This window comes from Nitrosomonas sp., from assembly GCF_043753625.1.
GTDB lineage: Bacteria > Pseudomonadota > Gammaproteobacteria > Burkholderiales > Nitrosomonadaceae > Nitrosomonas.
In genome coordinates this window covers 54930-77372 of the sequence record NZ_JAYUWI010000118.1, presented here as the reverse complement: position 1 = coordinate 77372, position 22443 = coordinate 54930, and the positions used below count along the sequence as shown (strand labels likewise).

The window sequence follows — 22443 nt, the reverse complement described above, 5'->3', positions numbered from 1 at the left end:
CATGCATTCGATTTCGCCAAATACGGAACCCGTTACCTCGGTGCGTTTGTTTACCGTTTCAACCGGCGCTTCCATCTTGAAGCACTCCCTCTGCGTCTATTCGTCGCTGCAGCCACTACCGGGCCTCGCCCGGCACGTTGGCTTCGGCAAGCTGAAGAATCTTTCTAATCAGGAAATAGATTGCCTGCTTTATTCACGTAGCGGTTTTTTGGCAAGCTTGCGCTGTAATGTGCGGCGATGCATATTTAATATTCTGGCAGTAACTGACACATTGTTATCATTCTCGGTGAGGACGCGCTGAATATATTCCCATTCAAGCCGCCCTACCGATAATGGATGTGCACTGATAGCTATATTCGATTCGCCAGCTGTACGTTCAAAAGCAGCCATAATATCATCGGCGTCGACTGGTTTTGCAAGATAATGGGTAGCGCCGAGTTTGATGGCCTCAACCGCCGTAGCGATACTGGCATAGCCCGTCAACATGACAATGCGGGTACCGGAATCCAAGGTTTTCAGTTTCTCAACCAGAACCAATCCGGATTCACTGGATAATTTCAGATCGACAATTGCATATTCAGGTGTTGAAGCTTCGGCCAACTTCAATGCATCTTCAATAGAATATGCGCACGTTACGCTGAAGCCACGCTTTGTCATCGCTTTTGCCAGTACATCACAAAAAACTTTATCGTCGTCGACAATGAATAAACTGGGGCACTCGTTGTTGTCGGTTAATAAAGGCTCGGTCATGATATTGGTTCTAATAGCGGCAAAACAACTTGTGTACAGGCGCCGCCACTCTCAAGATTAAACAAACGAACACTGCCGCCAAATCGCTCAATATTTGCATTCGCCAGAAATAAACCGATTCCAAAGCCTTGGCCAGGCATCTTGCTGGAAAAGAAAGCTTCGCCAGCGCGTTGTATGGCTTCTGCCGATAATCCTTCACCATCATCAATAATTTCAAGATGTAACATCAAGTTTTCCCAATGGCTCTTGATCTCTATGCATTTTGAAGAGGCATCTGCAGCGTTATTAAGTAGATTGAGTATGGATTGGCTCAATAGTTGATTGTCCATAATTCTGGGTGCAGGCTGCGTGCCGGTACATTGGTAAGTAAATTTAACAGAAGGACGTATCAACTTCCATTTGTCAAGAACCTGATCAAGAAATTCATCAACAGGAAGTTCGCTGCCGTGCTCAGTTCTGTCTTGACCTGCTTTGGCCAGTAATTGGGTCAAAGTTTTCTTGCAGTGGACAATCTGATCACGCAAGATATGAATATTGTTCTGAAATTCAATATCATTTTTATATTCTTGTTGTAATTCTCCGGTCACAACAGCCATTGTTGAGAGCGGCGTGCCAAGTTCGTGTGCTGCGCCGGCTGCCAGTGTTCCCAGAGCAATAATTTGTTCATTGCGTAATGCCTGTTCTCGCGCTTTAGCAAGATCCCGATCTCGATCTCGAATCGAGGAGCTCATTTTAACAACGAACCATGCGATGATTACAGTACTTAATACGAATGCCAACCACATTCCTGACACATGTAACGCAAATTCAATGAGATGATTACTGTGCTCGTGCGGCAATGGTACATAATTGAATAATAGCAGCGTATAACAAGCAATTGTGACAATAGCCATAACCCACGTATAACGCCAAGGCAGTGTGGCAGCAGCGATTGTCAAAGGCAGTAGATAGAGTGAAATAAATGGATTGGTTGAGCCGCCACTGAAATACAATAATGTACTTAATGCCAAAACATCAATCAGTAATTGTAAAAAGAACTCCGTATGGGATACCGGCCATTTGCGGTATAACCGTACCCATGTCAACAGATTTAACAGAGTGAGTATTGCGACGACAGAGATCATTTGTGTCCATGGAATTACAATATCGATGGTCCAGTACACAATTGCAAATGTCAGGCACTGGGCAACGATGGCAATATTCCGGAGCCAAAATAAACGTTGTAAATTTTTTCTGAGCGGTGATTGACTGAGGTCACTAAACATTATTTAAGAATATCGTAAAAATCTTTTTTAATTGTGAGCTGATATAGAACATTATCTTAAATTCTCTTGAAATGCTATGTGGCAAATTGTCTCAGGGTGAGTTGAATAGCTGTGCCAGAAATTTGATTCATAATGCGGACTTCTAAGAAAGTTTATGACATACAATTACATAGCGCTATTTTCCATCGCGATAAAGATGGTTTGTTATGTAGCTTTTCTGAAGGATCGCTGGCTCTGGAGAGGCTTAGTCAGCGTGAGTGTTTATCAGAGTCATGGTAACCAATGGTTTTTTCGGTTAGAATCGTGTGCTATTTTATCTTATGCTAATGAATTAGCATTATCTTTTTGAAATTATTTTATGATTCTTATCCTTGTTCCAAATACCCGGCTTGATAGTCCTGAATATAAACAGTTGTTGACGCATCTTGCCAATTTTTCAGGGATATCAACGCGTGTTCATACTGAAGTGGGTGACGAACAGGCACTGACAGAGATATATTTAATAGGTAACACTAAAGTGTTATCTATTGAGGATGTTAGCTCGCTTCCTTGTGTTGACCGGGTAGTCCGGGTTTCCGAGGAATATCGCGTTTTAGGACGACACAAGGGTGATGATCGCCCGACACATTTTGATTATAACGGTGTTCGTTTTGGGCAAGATACGCTGAATGTGTTCGCAGGATTGTGTGCGGTTGACACCATTGAGCACGTTGAAATGATGATGAAGGCATTGCGTGATCATGGACAGGTTTGTACGCGAATGGGCGCCTATAAGCCGCGAACCAGTCCTTATTCATTTCAGGGGCATGGTAAAACTTGTCTTCCTTATGTTTTTGATGTGGCAGGAAAGTACGGCATAAAAGTTATCGCGATGGAGATTACGCATGAATCTCACTTGGAAGAAATACGTAATGCGCTCTATCAGACGGGTAATGCAACGGGTGTTATGTTGCAGATTGGGACCAGGAATACACAGAATTTTGAACTGCTGAAAATTGTTGGCCGTCAGCAGAATTTTCCAGTACTGATAAAACGTGGTTTTGGCATTACTCTGGACGAATCATTGAATGCCGCAGAGTATTTGGCTTCGGAGGGAAATCGCAAAGTGGTTTTCGGGTTACGCGGTATGAAAACAAATATGGGTGATCCGCATCGTAATTTTGTTGATTTTTCGCATGTACCTGTTGTTAGAAGGTTAACTCGTATGCCGGTTTGTGTTGATCCTTCGCACTCAGTGGGTACTCGCGCAAGCTCGTCGGATGGTATTCTGGACGTGATGCATGTAACAGCTCAGGGCGTCATAGCTGGCGCTAATATGGTGTTGGTCGACTTTCATCCGGCACCCGGTAAAGCATTGGTCGATGGACCGCAAGCACTGCTAATGAAAGAACTACCGCAATTTCTGGAAGATATTCAGATTGCACGAGAAGCTTATGAAAAACGTGTCGCATTGACAGAACGCTATCGAGAGATATAAACGCTGTTAAATTTCAATGTCTGCGATTTGTGATATTAAATGCGGAATGCGCTTATCACTGATTCAGTCTAGGAAAAATATCCATTGATGGAGGATAAATAAATGATCAAAGTACTACTTTCGAATCCCAGAGGTTTTTGTGCTGGTGTGGACCGTGCGATAGAAATTGTTGAACGTGCGCTTACAATGCATGGTGCGCCGATTTATGTGCGTCATGAAGTTGTGCATAACCGTTTTGTGGTTGAGAATCTGGAGAAAAAAGGTGCTGTTTTTGTAGAGAATCTGGATGAAGTACCGCAGGATAGCATTCTGATTTTTAGTGCGCACGGCGTATCGCATGCTGTCCGGCGAGAGGCTGCAGATCGTAAATTGAAGGTATTTGATGCGACCTGTCCGCTAGTTACCAAAGTTCATGTGGAGGTGGCCAAGATGCGCAAGGATGGAAAGGAAATCATTATGATTGGCCATCAAGGTCATCCGGAAGTTGAAGGTACGATGGGGCAAATTGACGGCGAAAACAAAGGAATGTATCTGGTAGAGACCGAGATGGATGTTGATGTCCTAAAAGTTAAAGACGAGGCCAACTTGGCTTATGTGACACAAACCACTTTGTCAGTTGATGATGCTGCGCGCATTGTCGATGCTTTGAAAAGGCGATTTCCTATGATCACCGGCCCTAAGAAAGACGATATTTGCTACGCCACGCAGAATCGTCAGGATGCCGTTAAAAAAATGGTGGATCAATGCGATTTGGTCATTGTAGTGGGTTCTCCCAATAGTTCAAATTCTAACCGGTTATGTGAAGTGGCAAGAAATGCCAATGTGGAAGCCTATATGGTAGATCGCGCCGAACAATTGCAAGAAGACTGGTTTCTTGGAAAAAAAATCATCGGTATTACGGCAGGAGCTTCGGCCCCTGAAATATTGGTTCAGCAAGTGATATCCCGGCTCAAGCAAATCGGAGCCGAGCAAATCGGTGAAGATGTGATGATAGAAGAGTTAAGTGGTGTTGTTGAATCGGTTGTATTTCCATTACCGAAGGCCTGATAATTAATCTATATTCCATCCCATTTGATAGGGAGTGGTATCAAATGGTTGTGGGATACTCATTATCTCGTTAACCAGAATTTCAGCACTGGCTGGTGCCATTGTGACGCCATAGCGGAAATGACCGCTGTTGATAAATAAATTATTGATCAACGGGTGTCGAGCAATAATGGGTATGTTGTCCGGTGAAGCCGGACGTAATCCCGCCCAGTGTTGCTTGATGGGTATTTTGTGAAGTATCGGCAGAATAGCCTGCGCACGCATTAACAGATTGTCACGTACTGATGTTGTCGTCTGTTTATCAAAACCCACATCTTCGAGTGTGCTGCCAATGAGTAAATGACCATCCCGGCGAGGGATGATATATAAATCATTTTTTACAAGAATGCTGCGTACAGGTGGTGTATCAAACTTAAATAACAGCATTTGTCCTCTTATCGGCTTAATATCCAGTTTGAGAGCGTGTTTTCCCAATATTTCCTTGCTCCAAGCACCAGCGCTAACAATAGTGTAATCTGCAATAAACTTTCCACAAGATGAAGTAACGGATTGTATTTGCTGATGCGCAGTTTCCAGGCCATTCACTGCACAGCCTTCTATGATTTTCCCGCCTAATTGCGCAACTCGGTTAAGTAATGCGCGCAGCAATCTTGGATTACGTACTTGTGCAATATCAGGCAAGAATAAAGTGCGATCAAATGTTTTGCAGGTATGAATTTCAATGTTATTTCCCATGGCTGGGGTGCACAGTATTTCCCGTTCCTCTATTTTAATTTCTCTTTTTGAGCACCACTTTTGTGCGGTTTCTACATCGTAGGATGGCAATATCAGCATGCCGGATATTTCATATTCCGGATCAATTCCAGATGCTTGGTGTAACGCTGAAATCCACGCTGGAAATTGTTTGACGCTATGGCTAGTAAGGCGTGTGACAGCATCAGAATAATCCCATGGACAAAGCGGCGATAAAATACCACCGCCTGCCCAGGATGATTCTTGCCCAGCTTTGTTGCGCTCGAGTATCGTAACTTTCGCACCTTGTAATAACAGGCGTTCCGCCGTTGCAAGCCCTATGATTCCAGCACCAATGACGATTACATCTTGTTTCATTCTGGATTGATTACTTATTTATGCTTACAGAGAATTGAAAATGCTTGATATGAGTGATTGTAACCTAAGCTGCTCATAGTGCGATCGACATTGAGTGAGCGACTAAGTTGAATGGAAATGAAATAGAGTTTCATTGCTAAAGTTAATTAACCTAGTAACCGTTAAACCTGAGGTCTTTCTAGTGCATAAAATAGATCAGAGTTAAAAGCAGATTTCTTGGGAATTTTGTAAATGAAGAAGCAAGTCATGGAAAGGTTAAATTGTCGTGGTTTTACGCTGATTGAATTAATGATCACGGTGGCCATTGTTGGTATTTTGTCAGCCATTGCTTATCCATCCTATACACAATATATGATAAGAGCAAATCGTGCGGCAGCTCAGGCAGAGATGATGGATATTGCCAATCGCCAACAACAGTTTCTGCTTACTGATAGGGGTTATGCGAGCAAAACAACCTTGGAAGCAAGTGGCTATTCACTTCCATCGGATGTAAGTAGCAAGTACAGTTATGCAATTGTAATTGGAACTGGAACGGTACCTTCATATACGCTTACATTTACTCCAACTGGACCACAAGCAAGTGATGGGAATCTCATGCTCACTAGCGAAGGCGCCAAAACTCCTGCCGATAAATGGTAGCTCAGGAAATGAGAGTCTTATGTAATTCAAATCCTGTGCTTTCAATGCGTGGTGTGTCGCTTATTGAGGTTCTTGTTACTATGGTTATTCTGGCTGTTGGATTATTGGGATTGGCTGGATTGCAAGTACGCTTGCAATCTTCCGAGCTCGAATCATATCAACGCACACAGGCACTAATCTTGCTTGAGGACATGGAGAACAGGCTGTCTTCTAACCGTAGGATTGCTGCAACATATGTTACTGCAACGGCAAATCCCCTAGGGACAGGAGATAGTCAGCCTACTTCCTGCACAGGTAATGGTCAGAGCTTTGATACATGTCAATGGAGCAATGCTTTAAAAGGTGCTAGTGAACAATCTTCGACATCAACGAATGTAGGTGCAATGATAGGAGCACGCGGCTGTATCGAAGATCTTGGGACTGGTGACCAATTCATGATTACCGTGGCGTGGCAGGGCATGACTCCGATTTCAGCTCCAGCCTCAACTTGTGGTACCGGGCTATATGATGGTGAAACTGGTGCAAAATGTGTTAACGATTTGTGCCGCCGTACTATGAGTACAATCGTCCGTATAGCTAATCTGGCATCACCATGAGTGCACGTGCAGAAAAATTAGATGCTGCCTCACACTGCTGGGTACGCGGTCAGCAAGGTGGTTTTTCTCTGATTGAGTTAATGATCTCAATTACATTGGGATTGTTGATCATGACAGGTGTGCTTGCACTATATTTGGATTTAACAAAAAGTAATGCAGATCTGGCAAGAATGAACCGGCAGGTTGAGAATGGCCGATTTACCTTGCAGGTATTGCAGAAAGAGTTATGGCACGCAGGTTATTGGGATACTTATGTTCCCTCTTTACCGTCTATTACGCCGCCTACGGCAGTGCCCAATCCATGTATTGCATTCTCTGATTGGGATGCAATCTACATTAACAACATGTTCTCAATTCCTGTACAAGGCTACGTGACAGGAGTTTCTGTGCCAACTGAGTGCTCTAGCATTGTAACGAACCGGCAATCGGATTCTGATGTGTTGGTGATTCGCTATGCGTCAACTTGTGCCGCTGGTGTGGCAGGGTGTGAAAACTATAGTGCAGGTAAATTGTACTTGCAAACCCAGGCGTGTGGAAATACGGGGCATGCCAATTATGTTGCGAGTGCCGCTACAACACCTGTACTGGGTACGCCCGGCGTTTCAGTATATAAAAAAGACTGTGCCACGGTCGCTGACAAGCGGAAATTAATAATTTCCGCTTTTTACGTGCGCAATTATTCCGTCACCTCAGGGGATGGTATTCCAACATTGATGCGCACCGATTTTGACTTGAGTGGCGGCGTTGTCCAAATGCAATCAGCACAACCGATCATAGAAGGCATTCAAAGTATTCAGTTTGAATACGGACGGGATACTGATGAAGATGGCAGTCCGGATATTTTTGATGACTGCGCATCCTGCACAGCATTGGATTGGGCAAATGTGGTAGCCGTGCAGGTGCATGTCCTGGCACGTAACTTAGAGGCTTCTTCAGGGTATGTTGAGAGTAAAACTTATCAACTTGGATCAACTACATTAGGACCTTTTAATGATGGTTTTATGCGTCATGTTTATACCAGCTATGTTCGTTTAGTGAATCCGTCGGGTAGAAGAGATAAACCATGAAAAATCAACATATTATATCACGGCAAAGTGGTGCCACTTTAGTGGTTGGGCTCATTATGCTAGTTTCTATTACTTTGCTGATGATATCTGCTTTTTCACTCAGTGGTGGGAATCTGAAAGCGGTTAGTAACATGCAATTCAGGAATGAGGCTATTGCAGCAGCTAATATGGCCATTGAGCAGACGATAAATATTAACTTTGTGGCAATTGATCCAGCAAATTATCCAGAGACGATAGATATCGATATTGATCAGAATAATACGACCGATTATGTTGTGAGTATCAAGGCTCCTCTATGCATAAAAGCCACATTAGCACCTGTTAACCCTTTGGCTTTGAGCGGGATAAATTCCAATGTAACTAATTCGTCTGATTATTTGACTTTATGGGAAATTGAAGCGACAGCACAGAATCAGGCAACAGGTGCATCAGTAGTGGCTAAGCAAGGTATCAGCAAACAGTTGACACAAAGTGAGTATCTACTGTCTGCATGTTAAAAATCAAAATCCCGAGATGAGAGTATCTATGCTAACGCCGTCAAAGAATAATCTATTAGTTGCGATAATTTTATCGTTTGTCAGCACAATTTCTGCGGCAGAAGACATAGATCTATTTACCGGTGTTGCTCCTCCCAATTCTACAGATATTCCTAATATATTGATTGTGCTGGATAATACCGCAAACTGGAATGCTGCATTTGTCAATGAAATCAATGCGCTATCCACAGTGCTTAGTGGCCTGACCGTTAACAAATTTAGAGTTGGTTTAATGATGTTCAGTGAAACGGGATCAGGAAATAGCAATCCCGATGGCGGTTATGTGCGTGCCGCGATACGTTTGATGGATGCCACCAACAAGCCGATTTATCAGAATCTGGTAAACAGTTTGGGCAAACTCGAAGATAAGTCAAATAACGGTAAGTTGGGTTTGACCATGGCTGAAGCGTATTACTATTTTTCTGGAGCGGGTGCGTACGCAGGACATAATAAGGCTAAACGGGATTATGCCGGTAATACATCAGGAGCCTCAGCGTTTAACGCAGTTTATGCATTAAGCGGAAATGCATTATCATCATCTAGTGATACAAGTTATGAAAGTCCGGTGAGCTCGGGTTGCCAAAAGAATTTTATTATTTATATCAGTAATGGTCCCGTTCAGGATAATGCTTCGGATACTTCAACCGCTAATTCAAAGTTGTCTGCTGCGGGAGGAAATACGACACAGATCTCACTTTCTCCTAGTGGATCACAATCGGGAGCCAGCGATGAATGGGCACGTTTCATGGCAACGACTGCTTCAACTAAGATAACGACTTACACTGTTGATGTTGATCCTGGAACTACAGGGCAGGGTCCTGGATTTACTGCATTATTAAAAAGCATGGCGACTCAAGGTAAAGGTAAATATTTTTCAGTCAATTCCTCGGTTAATAGCGGATCTCAAATCGCGGAGGCATTAAATCAGATATTTACTGAGATACAAGCAGTCAACACCGTATTTGCTTCCGCAAGCCTGCCAGTAAGTGTTAACACACAAGGTACGTATCTTAATCAAATATTTGTTGGCATGTTCCGTCCAGATGCCAGTGCAAATCCTCGTTGGGCAGGAAACCTTAAACAATATCAATTTAAACCAAGCTTAATAAATAATACCGTCGCGATAAGTCTGGCTGATGCTGATGGTGTATTAGCAATTAATAAAAATACCGGATTTATTACGCAATGCGCTCGAAGCTTCTGGACACCCAGTACAGCGAGTATGGATACGTACTGGTCTTTTGCACCACAAGGCTCATGTGCCACGATTGCTAACTCGGATCAATCCAATACTCCGGATGGCGATATTGTGGAAAAAGGCGCTACAGGTTATATGTTACGTGCAACTGCTCCTGCGTCACGTATTGTTAAAACTTGTGATCCAGCCAGTTGTGCCGGATTAAGCAATTTTGATAATGCTAATACTTCAATTACACAAACGTTATTGGGCGTGGCTGATAGTACTGAACGCACTAACTTGATCAACTGGGTGCGGGGTCAAGATGTGAAAGAGGAAAATACGAATACAAATACTACCGAGATGAGATCATCTGCACATGGAGATATTGTCCACTCCCGGCCAGTCGCAGTAGATTATGGCGGGGGTACCGGTGTGGTAGTGTTTTATGGCGCCAGTGACGGTATGCTTCATGCCATTAATGGTAATCAGTCGAGCAGCATTGGCAGTTATGCTGCCGGTACTGAATTATGGTCATTTGTTGCGCCAGAGCATTATGGACAGCTCAAACGCATTTATGACAACAGTCCCGCCATTACACTACCCAGTGTGAATGACGCGACAGCCAAGCCCTATTTCTTCGACGGGCGTATCACGGCTTATAAAAGTGGCAGCACAGTCTGGATTTATGCTGCGCAACGACGTGGTGGACGAATGATTTATGCTTTTGATGCCAGCACACCTACGAGCCCAAGCTTGAAATGGCGTCAGGGCTGCCCTAATTTAACCAATGATACCGGATGTACTTCAGCAAGTTTCAGTGGTATCGGACAGACTTGGTCAGCAGCCGTTAATTTGAAATCATCGGGCTATGTTTCAGGATCGACACCTTTGCCGATGCTTATTTTTGGCGGTGGGTATGATACCTGTGAAGATGGTTCAAGCGGGAGCGATCTGAATACCTGTTCTGCACCTAAAGGAAACAAAATTTTTGTACTGGATGCTAATAGTGGCACGCTACTGACCACATTATCCACTGACCGAAGTGTAGTGGGGGATGTGACTGTTGTACCCAACACTGTGACCGGGCTGGCTGAATATGCTTATGCGGCCGATACGGGGGGTAATGTTTACCGGGTCACAATAGGTTCTGCTGCACCTGCAAGTTGGACAATTACGAAAATTGCATCGCTGGGATGCAGCACAACCGATTGTCTCGGTGGTGTCGCCAATCGCAAATTCATGTTCGCGCCTGAGGTGGTTGTATCACCCGATTACAACATTATTTTAATAGGTTCAGGGGATCGCGAACATCCGCTCCTAAGTCATACGACGGCGACCAGTGTTGACAATGCGTTTTTTATGATTAAAGACAAACCATCTGATGCTGCCTGGTGGTCAACAGAAACGGGTAGTTGTCTGTCGCTTGCATTGGCATGTATTAACTCACTGCTTGCCATAAATCCGGATAGTACGCTTCTGCCAACAGAGTCACAGTTGGCTGCCAAGAAAGGTTGGTATATGCCATTTGGCACTGCCGGAACTACCCATGATAAAGAGCAAGTAGTAACATCAGCAGTTGCTGTAATGGGTGTTGTTACCTTCAGCACACACACGCCAACACCACCTGATCCAAACATCTGTGGATCAAACTTGGGATTGGCGCGTGTATACAACCTTGGGTTTATGGATGGCCGCCCTGTTGGTACTACAAGATTTGTGCCGATAACAGGAGGTGGGTTGCCACCGTCACCTGTAGCAGGAATGGTGACTGTGATACATCCGACAACGGGTCAAAGTATCACAGTACCATTTTTGATTGGAGCAAGTTCGGATTCTCCTTTAGAAGGATCGTCACCTAGGCCTATAGCATCCCCCACTACTTATAAGGGTCGGGTTTATTGGTATCTTCAACATTAATACAAAATGATTAGATTGAGAATTATTTCTACAGACCAGATGGTTCAAAGTTGCCGTGGTGTGACCTTAATTGAGCTGCTGGTCGCACTGTCGGTATTTTCCATTTTATTGACCATTGGCGTACCGTCTTTCAGTCAATTTACTACGAGTACTCGTCTAAGTAGTTATGCTAACACGCTATTCTCACATATGGCATTGGCTAGATCGGAAGCGGTAAAACGTAATGCGCGTGTTGTTATCTGTAAAAGTTCTGATGGTTCAACATGCACCAGTTTGGGTAACTGGAGCCAAGGGTGGATTGTGTTTGCTGATTTGGACAATAATGCAAGTGCTAATGCTGGCGAGCAGATAATTACTACGATGTCTGCATTATCAACTGGCTTTAGTTTATCTGGGAATACTAATGTCAGTAGTTATATTTCTTATGATGCACAAGGAATCCCAAAGCTTACCACTGGTGGGTTTCAATCTGGCACAATCACGCTTTGCCCAGCTGCGCCAGCAGCATCCGGTAATGGGCGCGATATCATATTAAGCAGCAGCGGCAGATCGCGCATCGCCAAGATCACCACCTGCTCATGACTTGAATATCCTGATTGATAGGGTAGTAGGCTGAATCCGCAAATAATCTGACAGAAAGGTGTTATTCCCGAATTTCCTGTTCAATCTGATCGGCTGTTACATGGCGTACATCCTTGCCCTTTACCATGTAAACAACGTACTCGGACATGTTTTTTGCATGATCGCCAATACGCTCGATTGCTTTGGCGATAAATACTATCTCCAAGCAAGTGGAGATTTTTCTTGGATCTTCCATCATGAAAGTAATCAATTGTCGCAAGATGGAACGAAATTCTTCATCCACAAGTTCGTCCTGCCGTACAATTTGCGCGGCTGCATTCAAGTCTAACCGGGCAAAGGAATCTAGCGCCTTATGTAGCATGTCCATGGCGATACTGGCGACATGCTTGATTTCAATAAAGCGCGGTATGTGCATACGGTCCGTTGAATAGATCAACTTTGCCATTCGTGCAATTTTCGCTGCTTCGTCGCCAATACGTTCCAAATCGGTAATGGTTTTGATAACCATCATAATCATGCGTAAGTCGCTTGCAGTCGGCTGTCGGCGTGCAATAATTTGATTGCAGATTTCATCAATTGACACTTCCATGGAGTTAACGCGATGGTCACGAGCAATGATTTGATCAATTAACTCTTCATTGCCGGTCGTCAGCGCCTCAATAGCATATTCGATTTGCTCTTCAACAAAACCACCCATTTGCAAAACACGTGTGCGCACTTCTTCAAGATCAGCATCAAACTGCTTGGAAATATGTTCTTTGGTTACCATGGCATGCCTTTTGTTGGTATGGAATTATGCGATGCGCCAAGTTTTTAGCTGCTAAAGATTAACATTATAAATCAGATAGTAATTGTCCGTACCCCATTATCTGTTCCCAGTAATAAAGTATCTGCTGAACGCCGGGCAAAAAGACCATTTGTTACAACCCCTGTAATCTGATTCAGTGTCGTTTCCAGTTCAACCGGATTCATAATTTGCAAGTTATGTACATCAAGAATCACATTGCCATTATCAGTGATGAATCCCCGGCGTAAGGCCGGTTGCCCTCCCAGTAGCACAATTTCACGTGCGACATAGCTGCGCGCCATGGGTATGACCTCAATGGGTAATGGAAAGTTGCCAAGAACATTCACCAGCTTGCTTTGGTCTGTAATGCAGATGAATTTTCGAGCGACAGCAGCCACAATTTTTTCCCGCGTTAAAGCACCGCCACCACCTTTGATCATGTGCAAATGTTCGGTAATCTCATCCGCACCGTCCACATAAACAGGCAAATCAATAACATTATTGAAATCAAGCACTTCGATACCGTAACTCTTGAGGCGTTGTGCAGTCGCATCCGAACTTGCGACAGCGCCTTCAATTTTATTTTTGATTTTAGCCAGCTCATCGATAAAGTAATTGGCGGTAGAACCTGTGCCCACGCCAACAATACAACCAACCGGAATATGCTGGATTGCAGCTGCAGCAGCAGCGCGTTTTTGTTCGTCTTGTGTCATTATGGCCTTATGTTGACAAAAAATTAATATCGCTTATCAGGATAGCGTTATCTGTAAATTTAAACAATGCTTCTAGCCGCCGAAAATAAATTTTTGAAGATTCGGAACAGAATGCGCAAAATTATTACGGCGATAAGCTTTTAAGATTGAAGTTTGATGATACTAAGAGAAAGTGAATTTTTTCATAGTTATATGAAGATATAGTTACACTAGTCATGTTTCTAATTTGAATTTACTTCAGCAAGTGAAGATTGAATCGAGCATAGCGAATCGTTAGAAAAACGGATCAAACCCAGATGCGGGAATCCGATAGCCTTTGAGCCATGATTTGAACTGCTTCACATCATTGAATAGCATCAAGTCATATTGAATGCGGTTGATTTGATTCCGTAACGTGCGCATGTCTTCATTTAGCAGAGCAAAAACCCGCTTCGGCGACAAGTGCGCATACGGTGCAAGTCCAGCCATTTTCCTGATGTCCAATTCCATAAGCACTACCTCTTGCTGTAGTTCTTCCAATTGGCTTTGCAGGATTTTGTTGTAATGCTTTAAGCGATCATCGGCGATATTGTTAATATTGCTCTGATCAATTTGTTCGACACTCAATTGTAATTCCAGCAGTTGCAGCAAATCTCTTTTTCCATAAGCAACCGTCACTTTCTGCATTAATTCGGTTTTACGTTCGCGCTCCACTGGATCCAGCTCCCGGTCCGGATGCAACACTGCTACCAGTTGCCGGTAAACTGCTTGGATCGATTTGCTGACGTTGGCCTCCTCTTCCTGCTCACGTGCTTCCTTCTCCAATTGTTTGGCGGATTTTTCCCGCTTGGAGCGGGACTCTTGAGCCTGTTCCTGCCGCTCCTGCATCTTCTCAGCCAAGCGTGCCGCTGTTTCTTCAGGGTCGGAACAATCAAATTCATCATCGGTCAGTTCAACACCGAATTCCTGTTCGAACATAGATTTCAAATATTCACTGGCCATTTCATCGGCTTCTTGAGCTGCAGCATCGTAATCCTGTTCGCTGTAACAATCATAAAGCGGCTTTAAATCCTCGCGCCCGTGTTGACCGATCAGCTCCTCGCATATGCTGGTAATCAGGTATGCAATTTTATCTCGCTGGTTGTGGGCGAGCTTCTGAGTGCTATACAAAGCATCCAACATCACCACCATTTCTGCTTGATGATCGCGGAACGTACCGCGTAACGGGATCAGTTTTCCGGCAATTTCCTGTTGGTATTGAGGCATTACTTCCTGCCATGTGGCCAGTAGTTTCTTCTGCGCATCAATTTTCTGGATTAATCCATTAAATTTTTTCTGTGCAGGTGAAAGATAAGTCTGTTGCTGACTTTCTTCAATTCGAACTACTTTGATTTTGTGGTGTGGCATAACATGATGCGGGGCAGAAGTGAATGTGTGAAATTTTAACCTAATGCGCCGGATTATTATTCACAAATCTGACATTCTGGACATTTATCAGATGCTGGCAGTGAAATTTTCTCTTCACAGTTCTGTTGATTGAATGATTACTCAAATTAGACAAGAGATCGTTTGATCAGCACAAGCTAATTGTGCGGCTTTAGAACTGCAATATGCTTGATCAAACCATCCGGAGTGAAGTAGATGCGCTCCAATCCTTGCCGTTTCACCTGCTCACCGGAAGAGGTATCCATTCCAGTCATGGCAAAATTAAATTCCACACCGTTATCCTCAATGCCGCGATATTCCGCTACTTCCCAATGCGCATCAGGGAAGCAGACGAAGAAGCTGGCCATCATGGTATGAATCGCTGCGCTGCTTTTGTATTCACCAAAATAAGCAGAATGGTAGGTAGCATCGTCGGCGAACAGGAGTTGAATCAGCGGGAGATTGTGATCGTTGGATAACGTCACATAGTTTTTTGCCAGTTCAATTGATTGATTGGTATCCATTGCATTTTATCTGCCAAGAAATTCGTAGAGCTGTTCGTTCGGAATCAAATTGATCTTGATTCCGCGCGAGTGAAAATCCATTCATCACGGTTGCTGGCATCTTCACTAAACTGATAACCTGAACTAGTGAAGTGTTTGATATCTTCAGGGTTTGTCAGCTTGTTCTGGATGATATAGCGGCTCATCAAGCCACGCGCTTTCTTGGCGAAAAAACTGATTATTTTGTAAACACCGTTTTTTTCATCTTTGAAAACCGGAGTGATGATGCGTGCGTTTAATTTGTTCTTCTGCACGGACTGAAAATATTCAATGGAAGCCAGATTGATCAGAATATCTGTTTTTTGTTTTTTCAAATCCTGATTGAGCGCTTGGGTGATTTTATCGTCCCAGAATTCGTACAGATTATTGCCGCGCGAATTCTTGAACTGGGTGCCCATTTCCAGCCGGTAAGCCTGCATCAGATCCAGCGGACGCAACACGCCATACAATCCGGACAGAATGCGTAAATGATCCTGCGCAAAAGCCAAATCTGCAACGGTCAGTGTATCTGCATCCAAACCTGTGTAAACATCTCCTTTGAAAGCGAGTACTGCCTGTTTGGCATTTTTCATGTCAAATGGGCGATTCCAGGCGAAATAGCGGTTTGAATTTAGAACAGCGAGATTAGAGCTGATAGACATCAACTTGCCGACTTGATCCGGCTCCAGTTTTCTGAGTTGGTCGATCAGTTCGGCTGAATCATCGAGAAAACCAGGCTGCGTATGCTCCTGCGTGATGGCTGGCGTTTCAAAATTCAGTGTTTTTGCTGGCGAAATAACAATAATCATGGGTTCTCATCCTGAAATAAAAATACTATCAGATTTACTCATGGAGAAGGAGTACTTCTAATTTGCACAATAAATCCTTAAATATGCCTGAAATATCTCCTTTAGGAAAATGCATCAATACTGATTGATCTCCGCTCTCAGTGACAGAGCTTCAGCTTTAAATTCAGCGGGCTGCTAAAGAGAAATTCCGTATTAATGAATTTAAGGTTTTCACAGTACAAGATTTAAGCAAACCATTTGTAGCAAGGTACTTCGTGGCTTTTTAAGCACTGTACGCTATCATGTGTTGAATAAAGATAGGGAAGCAGATCAAGAGATATGATTCTTGTGTGTTTTAAATATGACCGAAAACCAGAATCCAGAACAAAAAGCCCGTGACAACATTGATGCATTGCTTAGGCAAGCGAACTGGGTTGTTCAATCAGCCAAAAAGATTGATCTGAATGTTGGATTAGGCCAAGCGGTGCGTGAATACCAGACCGATGCCGGTCCGGCGGATTACGTGCTGTTCGTGGATAAAAAAGCAATCGGCGTAATCGAAGCCAAGCGTGAAGAAGAAGGTCAGCGGCTCACTGCGCATGAAACTCAAACTGAAGACTACGCGGCGGCTCCGCTCAAGTGGGTCAATAACAAAGAACCCTTGCCTTTCCTCTACCAAAGTACCGGCATCATCACCCGTTTCACCGACGGCCGTGATCCCAAACCCCGCTCGCGTGAAGTATTCAATTTTCACCGCCCCGAGACGCTCAAAGAAAGGCTGGCGCAAGATGCCAGCCTGCGCGAACGTTTGCACCATATTCCGCTGCTCAATCCCAATCACTTGCCCGCCAGGGAATTGCACCTGCGTGATTGCCAGGAAACCGCCATCATCAATCTGGAAGCCTCGTTTAAGGCGGGTCGTCCGCGCGCCCTGATTCAAATGGCAACCGGCGCGGGTAAAACTTACACCGCCATCACCTCAATTTACCGCCTGCTCAAATATGCGAATGCCAAGCGTATTCTGTTTCTGGTCGATACCAAAAATCTTGGCGAGCAGGCTGAGCAGGAAATGATGTCCTACGTGCCGCTCGACGATAACCGTAAGTTTACCGAGCTGTACAACGTGCAACGCCTCAAATCTTCTTTTGTCGCCAAGGATAGCCAGGTGTGCATCAGCACCATCCAGCGTTTGTATTCCATCCTGAAAGACACGCCGCTCGATGATGCTGCCGAAGAAATTAACCCTGCAGAATTGGCGCTACCCAAAACGCCGATGCCGGTGGTGTATAACGAAAAAGTCCCGCCGGAATTCTTCGATTTCATCTTTATCGACGAATGCCACCGCTCCATCTACAACCTGTGGCAACAGGTTATCGACTATTTCGATGCCAGCCTGATCGGCTTAACCGCCACGCCGGACAATCGCACTTACGGTTTCTTCAAGAAAAACGTAGTCAGCGATTACAGTCACGAAAAGGCCGTGGCGGATGGCGTGAACGTTGGCAATGAAGTCTACGTGATCGAAACGCAGATCACCCAGCAAGGCGCGCAGATCACCGCCAAGCAACAAGTGGAAAAACGCGAAAAACTCACGCGCAAGAAGCGCTGGGAAATGCAGGACGAAGACGAAGCCTATTCCAACACGCAATTGGATCGCAACATCGTCAACCCGGATCAAATCCGCACCGTCATTCGTACTTTCCGCGACAAGCTGCCGGAGATTTTTCCCGGCCGCCGCGAAGTGCCAAAGACCCTGATCTTCGCCAAAACAGACAGTCACGCTGACGACATTATCCAGACCGTGCGCGAGGAATTTGACGAGGGCAACGCCTTTTGCAAAAAGCTCACTTACAAAACCGAGGAAGACCCCAAGTCCGTGTTGCAGCAATTCCGCAATGAATATTACCCGCGCATCGCCGTCACAGTGGATATGATCGCCACCGGCACCGACGTCAAGCCGCTGGAATGTTTGGTGTTCATGCGTGACGTGAAAAGCCGCAACTATTTCGAGCAAATGAAAGGCCGTGGCACGCGCACGCTGGACATGGACGACCTGAAAAAAGTCACGCCCTCCGCCGTCAGCGCCAAGACCCACTATGTGATTGTCGATGCCATCGGCGTCACCCAATCGCTTAAGACCGCCAGCCAGCCGCTGATCACTAAACCCAGCGTGCCACTCAAGGATTTGGCGATGAGCGTGATGATGGGCGTAACCGATGAAGACACTGTCAGCTCGCTTGCCGGTCGCCTGGCGCGGCTCAACAAACAACTTGATACCGATGACCAGCGCCGCATCCGCGAACTCGCTGGCGGTATGGAACTCACCCAATTTGTCGGCAAATTATTCAGCGCAATCGACGCCGACAACATCGAAGCGCGTGCGCTGGAACTGGCAAAGCTCCCCATCGGCTCAGACCCCGGCGACGACAAACGCCAGCAAGCGCAACAGCAATTAGTAACTGAAGCCGCGAAAGTATTGAACGGCGAACTGGTCGAACTCATCGAATCCATCCGCCGCGACAAGGAACAAACCATCGACCACGACAACATCGACACAATGTTGCGCGCCGAATGGGACAAAGATGCCGCCAACAATGCGCAAGCTTTAACCGATGAATTTGCCGGTTACCTGAAGGCGAATCAAGACAGCATTGCCGCACTGACCATCTTTTTCAGCCAGCCGTATCGCAGGCGTGAACTCAGCTACGCCCTGATCCGCCAAGTGCTGGATAAACTCAAAACCGACAAACCCAAACTCGCGCCACTGAGCGTGTGGCAAGCGTATCAACAACTGGAATCCCGCCATTCCCTGTCACCCTCGCGAAGGCGGGGGGCAGGCGGAAATCCAGTCAATGAGCTCACGACACTGGTCGCACTGATTCGTCGTGTATGCGGTTGGGACAAAACCCTAACCCCCTTCGACGACACCGTACGCCGCAACTTCCAAAGCTGGATTATGCAACGCCACGCCGGCAGCGGTGAGAAGTTCAACGAAGAGCAAATGAACTGGCTGCACATGATCCGCGACCACGTTGCTAACTCCTTCCACATCGAACGCGACGATCTGGAAATGTCGCCGTTCGACGCACAAGGCGGATTGGGCAGGATGCATCAGTTGTTTGGGGCAAGGATGGAACCGTTGCTGGATGAGTTGAATGAAGTGTTGGTGGGGTGATGAAAGTAAATGTTAACGGGCGACCCCATGCTTGGTGTGATGCTAAGATTTCTGAAGTAGTCTCTGTAAACCCGACACTTGATAAAGCTGGTATTCCTGATGATTTAGAGGTTTCATTTGTACCGATGCCAGCCGTGCAAGCTGAAAGCGGAATAATTGATGTTGGCGGTAAGCGCAAATTTTCGGAAGTAAAAAAAGGTTACACGCCTTTTTGTGAAGGGGATGTTCTATTTGCCAAGATAACTCCCTGTATGGAAAATGGGAAAATGGCTGTAGTGCCAGAAATCATAAATGGTATTGGCTTTGGTTCAACCGAATTTCATGTTCTTCGTGCACTATCTGGAGTGAACGCAAAGTACATTTACTACTTCGTATCATCTCAAGCCTTTCGTCGCCAGGCAGAACACAATATGTCTGGTGCGGTTGGTCAGCGGCGCGTGACAACTCCTTACCTGAGTGCCTGTGATGTTCCGCTACCACCCACAAACGAACAACACCGCATCGTCGCCAAAATTGAAGAACTGTTTTCCGAGCTGGATAAGGGCATCGAAAACCTGAAAACCGCCCAATTACAGCTCAAGGTGTATCGCCAAGCGCTGCTGAAACATGCGTTCGAGGGCAAACTCACCGCGCAGTGGCGCGCGGAGCGGAACGTCACCCCCGCGAAGGGGGGGGGGGCCAGCCTTTGAACGACATGGATTCCCGCCTGCCCCCCGCCTTCGCGAGGGTGACAGGGAATGACAAACCCCTCGAAACCGCCGACACTTTGCTGAAACGCATCCAGCAAGAGCGCGCACAACGCTACCAGCAACAACTCGCCGACTGGGAAAAATCCCCCTCTATCCCCCTTTTACAAAGAGGGAAGCCAGCCAGCACCGCGCCCATCCCCCCCTTAGAAAAAGGGGAGCGAGGAGGGATTTCAAAACCCAAGCCCCCGAAATTCCTGCCGCCACTCACCGTCGAAGAACTGGCCGAATTGCCCGAACTGCCGGCGGGGTGGAGGTGGTGCAAATTGGGCGACTTCATTGATTCGATTGATGCAGGAAAAAGTTTTAAGTGTGACGAACGTGAGCCGCGTGCTAATGAAATAGGTGTGGCAAAAGTAAGTGCAGTGACGTGGGGTGAATATGATGAATCGGAAAGCAAGACCTGCACTGACACCTCGAAAGAAAATGAAGCCTATTTAATTCGGAGCGGCGATTTCATTTTAAGCAGAGCTAATACTATTGATCTCGTAGGTGCCTGCGTCATTGCAAGGAAGGTAACCAAGAAAATTATGCTGAGTGATAAAACGCTTCGCATTAGATTCGATGGGTTTTCTCAGGAATACTTTCTTCAGTATCTAGGCAGCCGAATTGGGCGCAACCAAATCATGCGGCTATCGACTGGTAATCAAGAATCCATGCGCAATATTGGACAGGACAGAATCCGGTCAATCGTTGTGCCTATTTGTTCTGAAATAGAAGCTGAAGCAGTCAATGAAGCTTTGGCATCACGCCTTTCCGAAGCCGACCAACTCGACCAAACCATCACCACCGCCTTACAGCAAGCCGAAGCCCTGCGCCAATCCATCCTGAAAAAAGCCTTCTCCGGCCAACTGGTGCCGCAAGATCCAAACGACGAACCCGCTTCGGTGCTCCTGACGCGCATCAAGGCGGAGCGGGCTGATACTGCGCTCAAGACAAAAAGGAAAACGACATGAACACGCTGCGCCTTTTTGCTTTAAAAGATTTTTCCATTCCCGCCAGCACGTCCTGGTATCTCGCCGATCTCGGCGAATTCCGCGGCAAGCAGACGCTTTATACGCAGCAGTCGCCGCAGCGGCTGAAGACCTTGCGCGAGCATGCGCTGATCGAGAGCGCGGTTTCTTCCAATCGTATCGAAGGCGTGTCGGTTGATCCGTCGCGGGTGCGCGAGTTGCTGGTTGCGGCTAGGCCTTTGTTCCGGGATCGCGACGAGGAAGAGGTGCGCGGCTATCGCGATGCGTTGAAGCTCATTCATGAAGGGGCTGCGCGCATGCCGGTGAGCGAGACGGCGATATGCGAGCTGCACCGGCTGGCGCGCGGGCAAATCTGGGATGCGGGCCAATACAAGGAAAAAGACGGCGACATCATCGAGCGTTATGCGAATGGTCGTGAACGGGTTCGTTTCCGCCCGGTGTCTGCGGCGGGCACCCCTGCCGCAATGATGGAGCTGGTTACTGATTGGCAGTATTGCCTGGATGATCGTTGGGCGCATCCACTGATTGCGATGGCGGCATTCAATCTGGATTTTCTGTGCATCCATCCTTTCCGCGACGGCAACGGGCGCGTGTCGCGGTTGGCGCTTTTGCTTCAGTGTTATCAATCGGGCTATGAGGTGGGGCGCTATATCAGCCTTGAGCGTTTGATCGAAGAAAACAAGGATCGCTATTACGAGACGCTGGAGCAAAGCTCGCAGGGTTGGCATGATGGCAAGCATGACCCGTGGCCTTACATCAACTACGTGTTGTCCATTCTCAAGATGGCTTGCCGCGAATTTGCCGAGCGTGTGGGTGAAGTGAAAGCGCCACGCGGCTCGAAGACCAATCTGGTGTTGGTAGCTATCGATCGCTTTGTGGGCGAATTTACTGTGGCTCAGGTGGAGCAGTCTTGTCCCGGTGTGAGCAAAGACATGGTGCGTCGTGTTTTGCGAGAGCAGAAAAATGCAAACGCAGTCGAATGCCAGGGCAGAGGTCCAGCGGCTCGATGGAAAAAGAAAGGGTAATTACCCTTTAGTAAGGGTAATAGAGAGGGTAATAACTGTCGAAAGTAGCAAGGGCGCCCTTGCCGTCATTCCCGCGCAGGCGGGAATCCATGTGATTAAGGGCTGATTCCTTGCCTGTGAAAA

Annotated in this window: 20 protein-coding genes and 1 pseudogene; 13 read left to right on the top strand and 8 right to left on the bottom strand. The window is 46.1% G+C overall.

The features are described from left to right. Positions 1-168, top strand: a pseudogene (locus ACH10T_RS10195) (IS1595 family transposase); the annotation flags it as partial. A 21-nt stretch (positions 169-189) separates the two neighbouring features. Here ACH10T_RS10195 and ACH10T_RS10190 read toward each other — a convergent pair. Both ACH10T_RS10190 and ACH10T_RS10185 read right to left on the bottom strand, forming a co-directional pair. Further along, positions 190-750 (bottom strand): response regulator transcription factor, encoded by a 561-nt coding sequence (locus ACH10T_RS10190; protein ID WP_394809170.1) that lies wholly within the window; start codon positions 748-750, stop codon positions 190-192. Then, positions 747-2015 (bottom strand): ATP-binding protein, encoded by a 1269-nt coding sequence (locus ACH10T_RS10185; protein ID WP_394809169.1) that lies wholly within the window; start codon positions 2013-2015, stop codon positions 747-749. Before ACH10T_RS10185 ends, ACH10T_RS10190 begins: the two co-directional genes overlap by 4 nt. Before the next feature lie 358 nt (positions 2016-2373). Between ACH10T_RS10185 and ACH10T_RS10180 the strand changes: the two genes are divergently transcribed. Further along, entirely contained in the window at positions 2374-3492 is a 1119-nt protein-coding gene (locus tag ACH10T_RS10180) for a 3-deoxy-7-phosphoheptulonate synthase (RefSeq protein ID WP_394809168.1), read from the top strand. A gap of 102 nt (positions 3493-3594) precedes the next feature. Continuing rightward, positions 3595-4539, top strand: coding sequence for a 4-hydroxy-3-methylbut-2-enyl diphosphate reductase (ispH, locus tag ACH10T_RS10175; protein ID WP_292993292.1), 945 nt, complete (start codon positions 3595-3597; stop codon positions 4537-4539). A gap of 3 nt (positions 4540-4542) precedes the next feature. Here the strand turns inward: ispH and thiO are convergent, their stop codons facing one another. After that, entirely contained in the window at positions 4543-5649 is a 1107-nt protein-coding gene (thiO, locus tag ACH10T_RS10170; protein WP_394809167.1) for a glycine oxidase ThiO, read from the bottom strand. 231 nt (positions 5650-5880) lie between these two features. Here thiO and ACH10T_RS10165 point away from each other — a divergent pair, with 231 nt between their 5' ends. From ACH10T_RS10165 to ACH10T_RS10140, 6 genes are read left to right on the top strand one after another with little or no spacing between them, the layout of a single operon-like run. Continuing rightward, on the top strand, positions 5881-6288 hold the full coding sequence (locus ACH10T_RS10165) for a type IV pilin protein (RefSeq protein WP_394809166.1): 408 nt from the start codon (positions 5881-5883) through the stop codon (positions 6286-6288). Continuing rightward, a complete protein-coding gene (gene pilV, locus ACH10T_RS10160) occupies positions 6282-6884 on the top strand; it encodes a type IV pilus modification protein PilV (RefSeq protein WP_394809165.1) in 603 nt (200 codons plus the stop codon). Before ACH10T_RS10165 ends, pilV begins: the two co-directional genes overlap by 7 nt. Then, positions 6881-7951, top strand: coding sequence for a PilW family protein (locus ACH10T_RS10155; protein WP_394809164.1), 1071 nt, complete (start codon positions 6881-6883; stop codon positions 7949-7951). The genes pilV and ACH10T_RS10155 overlap by 4 nt, the downstream gene beginning before the upstream one ends. Then, positions 7948-8448: a hypothetical protein gene (locus tag ACH10T_RS10150; protein ID WP_394809163.1), complete on the top strand. Its 501-nt coding sequence runs from the start codon at positions 7948-7950 to the stop codon at positions 8446-8448. Before ACH10T_RS10155 ends, ACH10T_RS10150 begins: the two co-directional genes overlap by 4 nt. A 28-nt stretch (positions 8449-8476) precedes the next feature. Then, on the top strand, positions 8477-11584 hold the full coding sequence (locus tag ACH10T_RS10145) for a pilus assembly protein (protein WP_394809162.1): 3108 nt from the start codon (positions 8477-8479) through the stop codon (positions 11582-11584). 6 nt (positions 11585-11590) lie between these two features. Next, positions 11591-12166 (top strand): GspH/FimT family pseudopilin, encoded by a 576-nt coding sequence (locus tag ACH10T_RS10140; RefSeq protein WP_394809161.1) that lies wholly within the window; start codon positions 11591-11593, stop codon positions 12164-12166. A 61-nt stretch (positions 12167-12227) separates the two neighbouring features. Here the strand turns inward: ACH10T_RS10140 and phoU are convergent, their stop codons facing one another. The 5 genes from phoU to yaaA form a co-directional block, all read right to left on the bottom strand. Then, complete coding sequence (gene phoU / locus ACH10T_RS10135; RefSeq protein ID WP_394809160.1) at positions 12228-12935, bottom strand: phosphate signaling complex protein PhoU; 708 nt, start codon at positions 12933-12935, stop codon at positions 12228-12230. Positions 12936-13006: 71 nt separating this feature from the next. Beyond that, positions 13007-13666, bottom strand: coding sequence for a ribose-5-phosphate isomerase RpiA (gene rpiA / locus ACH10T_RS10130; protein WP_394809159.1), 660 nt, complete (start codon positions 13664-13666; stop codon positions 13007-13009). Positions 13667-13939: 273 nt separating this feature from the next. Continuing rightward, the gene (locus ACH10T_RS10125; RefSeq protein ID WP_394809158.1) at positions 13940-15052 is read right to left on the bottom strand and encodes a molecular chaperone DnaJ; all 1113 of its coding nucleotides are present in this window, start codon (positions 15050-15052) and stop codon (positions 13940-13942) included. Positions 15053-15228: 176 nt separating this feature from the next. Then, the gene (locus ACH10T_RS10120; RefSeq protein ID WP_394809157.1) at positions 15229-15594 is read right to left on the bottom strand and encodes a nuclear transport factor 2 family protein; all 366 of its coding nucleotides are present in this window, start codon (positions 15592-15594) and stop codon (positions 15229-15231) included. A 44-nt stretch (positions 15595-15638) separates the two neighbouring features. Further along, on the bottom strand, positions 15639-16421 hold the full coding sequence (yaaA, locus tag ACH10T_RS10115) for a peroxide stress protein YaaA (RefSeq protein ID WP_394809156.1): 783 nt from the start codon (positions 16419-16421) through the stop codon (positions 15639-15641). Between the two features lie 340 nt (positions 16422-16761). On the opposite strand from yaaA, the gene ACH10T_RS10110 reads away from it, so the two are divergent. Genes ACH10T_RS10110 through ACH10T_RS10095 form a run of 4 tightly spaced genes read left to right on the top strand, consistent with a single transcriptional unit; the run spans position 16762 to position 22320 of the window. Then, positions 16762-19575 (top strand): DEAD/DEAH box helicase family protein, encoded by a 2814-nt coding sequence (locus ACH10T_RS10110; RefSeq protein ID WP_394809155.1) that lies wholly within the window; start codon positions 16762-16764, stop codon positions 19573-19575. Then, entirely contained in the window at positions 19575-20264 is a 690-nt protein-coding gene (locus ACH10T_RS10105; RefSeq protein ID WP_394809154.1) for a restriction endonuclease subunit S, read from the top strand. Before ACH10T_RS10110 ends, ACH10T_RS10105 begins: the two co-directional genes overlap by 1 nt. Beyond that, positions 20210-21277: a hypothetical protein gene (locus ACH10T_RS10100; RefSeq protein WP_394809153.1), complete on the top strand. Its 1068-nt coding sequence runs from the start codon at positions 20210-20212 to the stop codon at positions 21275-21277. Before ACH10T_RS10105 ends, ACH10T_RS10100 begins: the two co-directional genes overlap by 55 nt. Continuing rightward, a complete protein-coding gene (locus ACH10T_RS10095; protein WP_394809152.1) occupies positions 21274-22320 on the top strand; it encodes a Fic family protein in 1047 nt (348 codons plus the stop codon). Before ACH10T_RS10100 ends, ACH10T_RS10095 begins: the two co-directional genes overlap by 4 nt. Positions 22321-22443 lie beyond the last annotated feature (123 nt).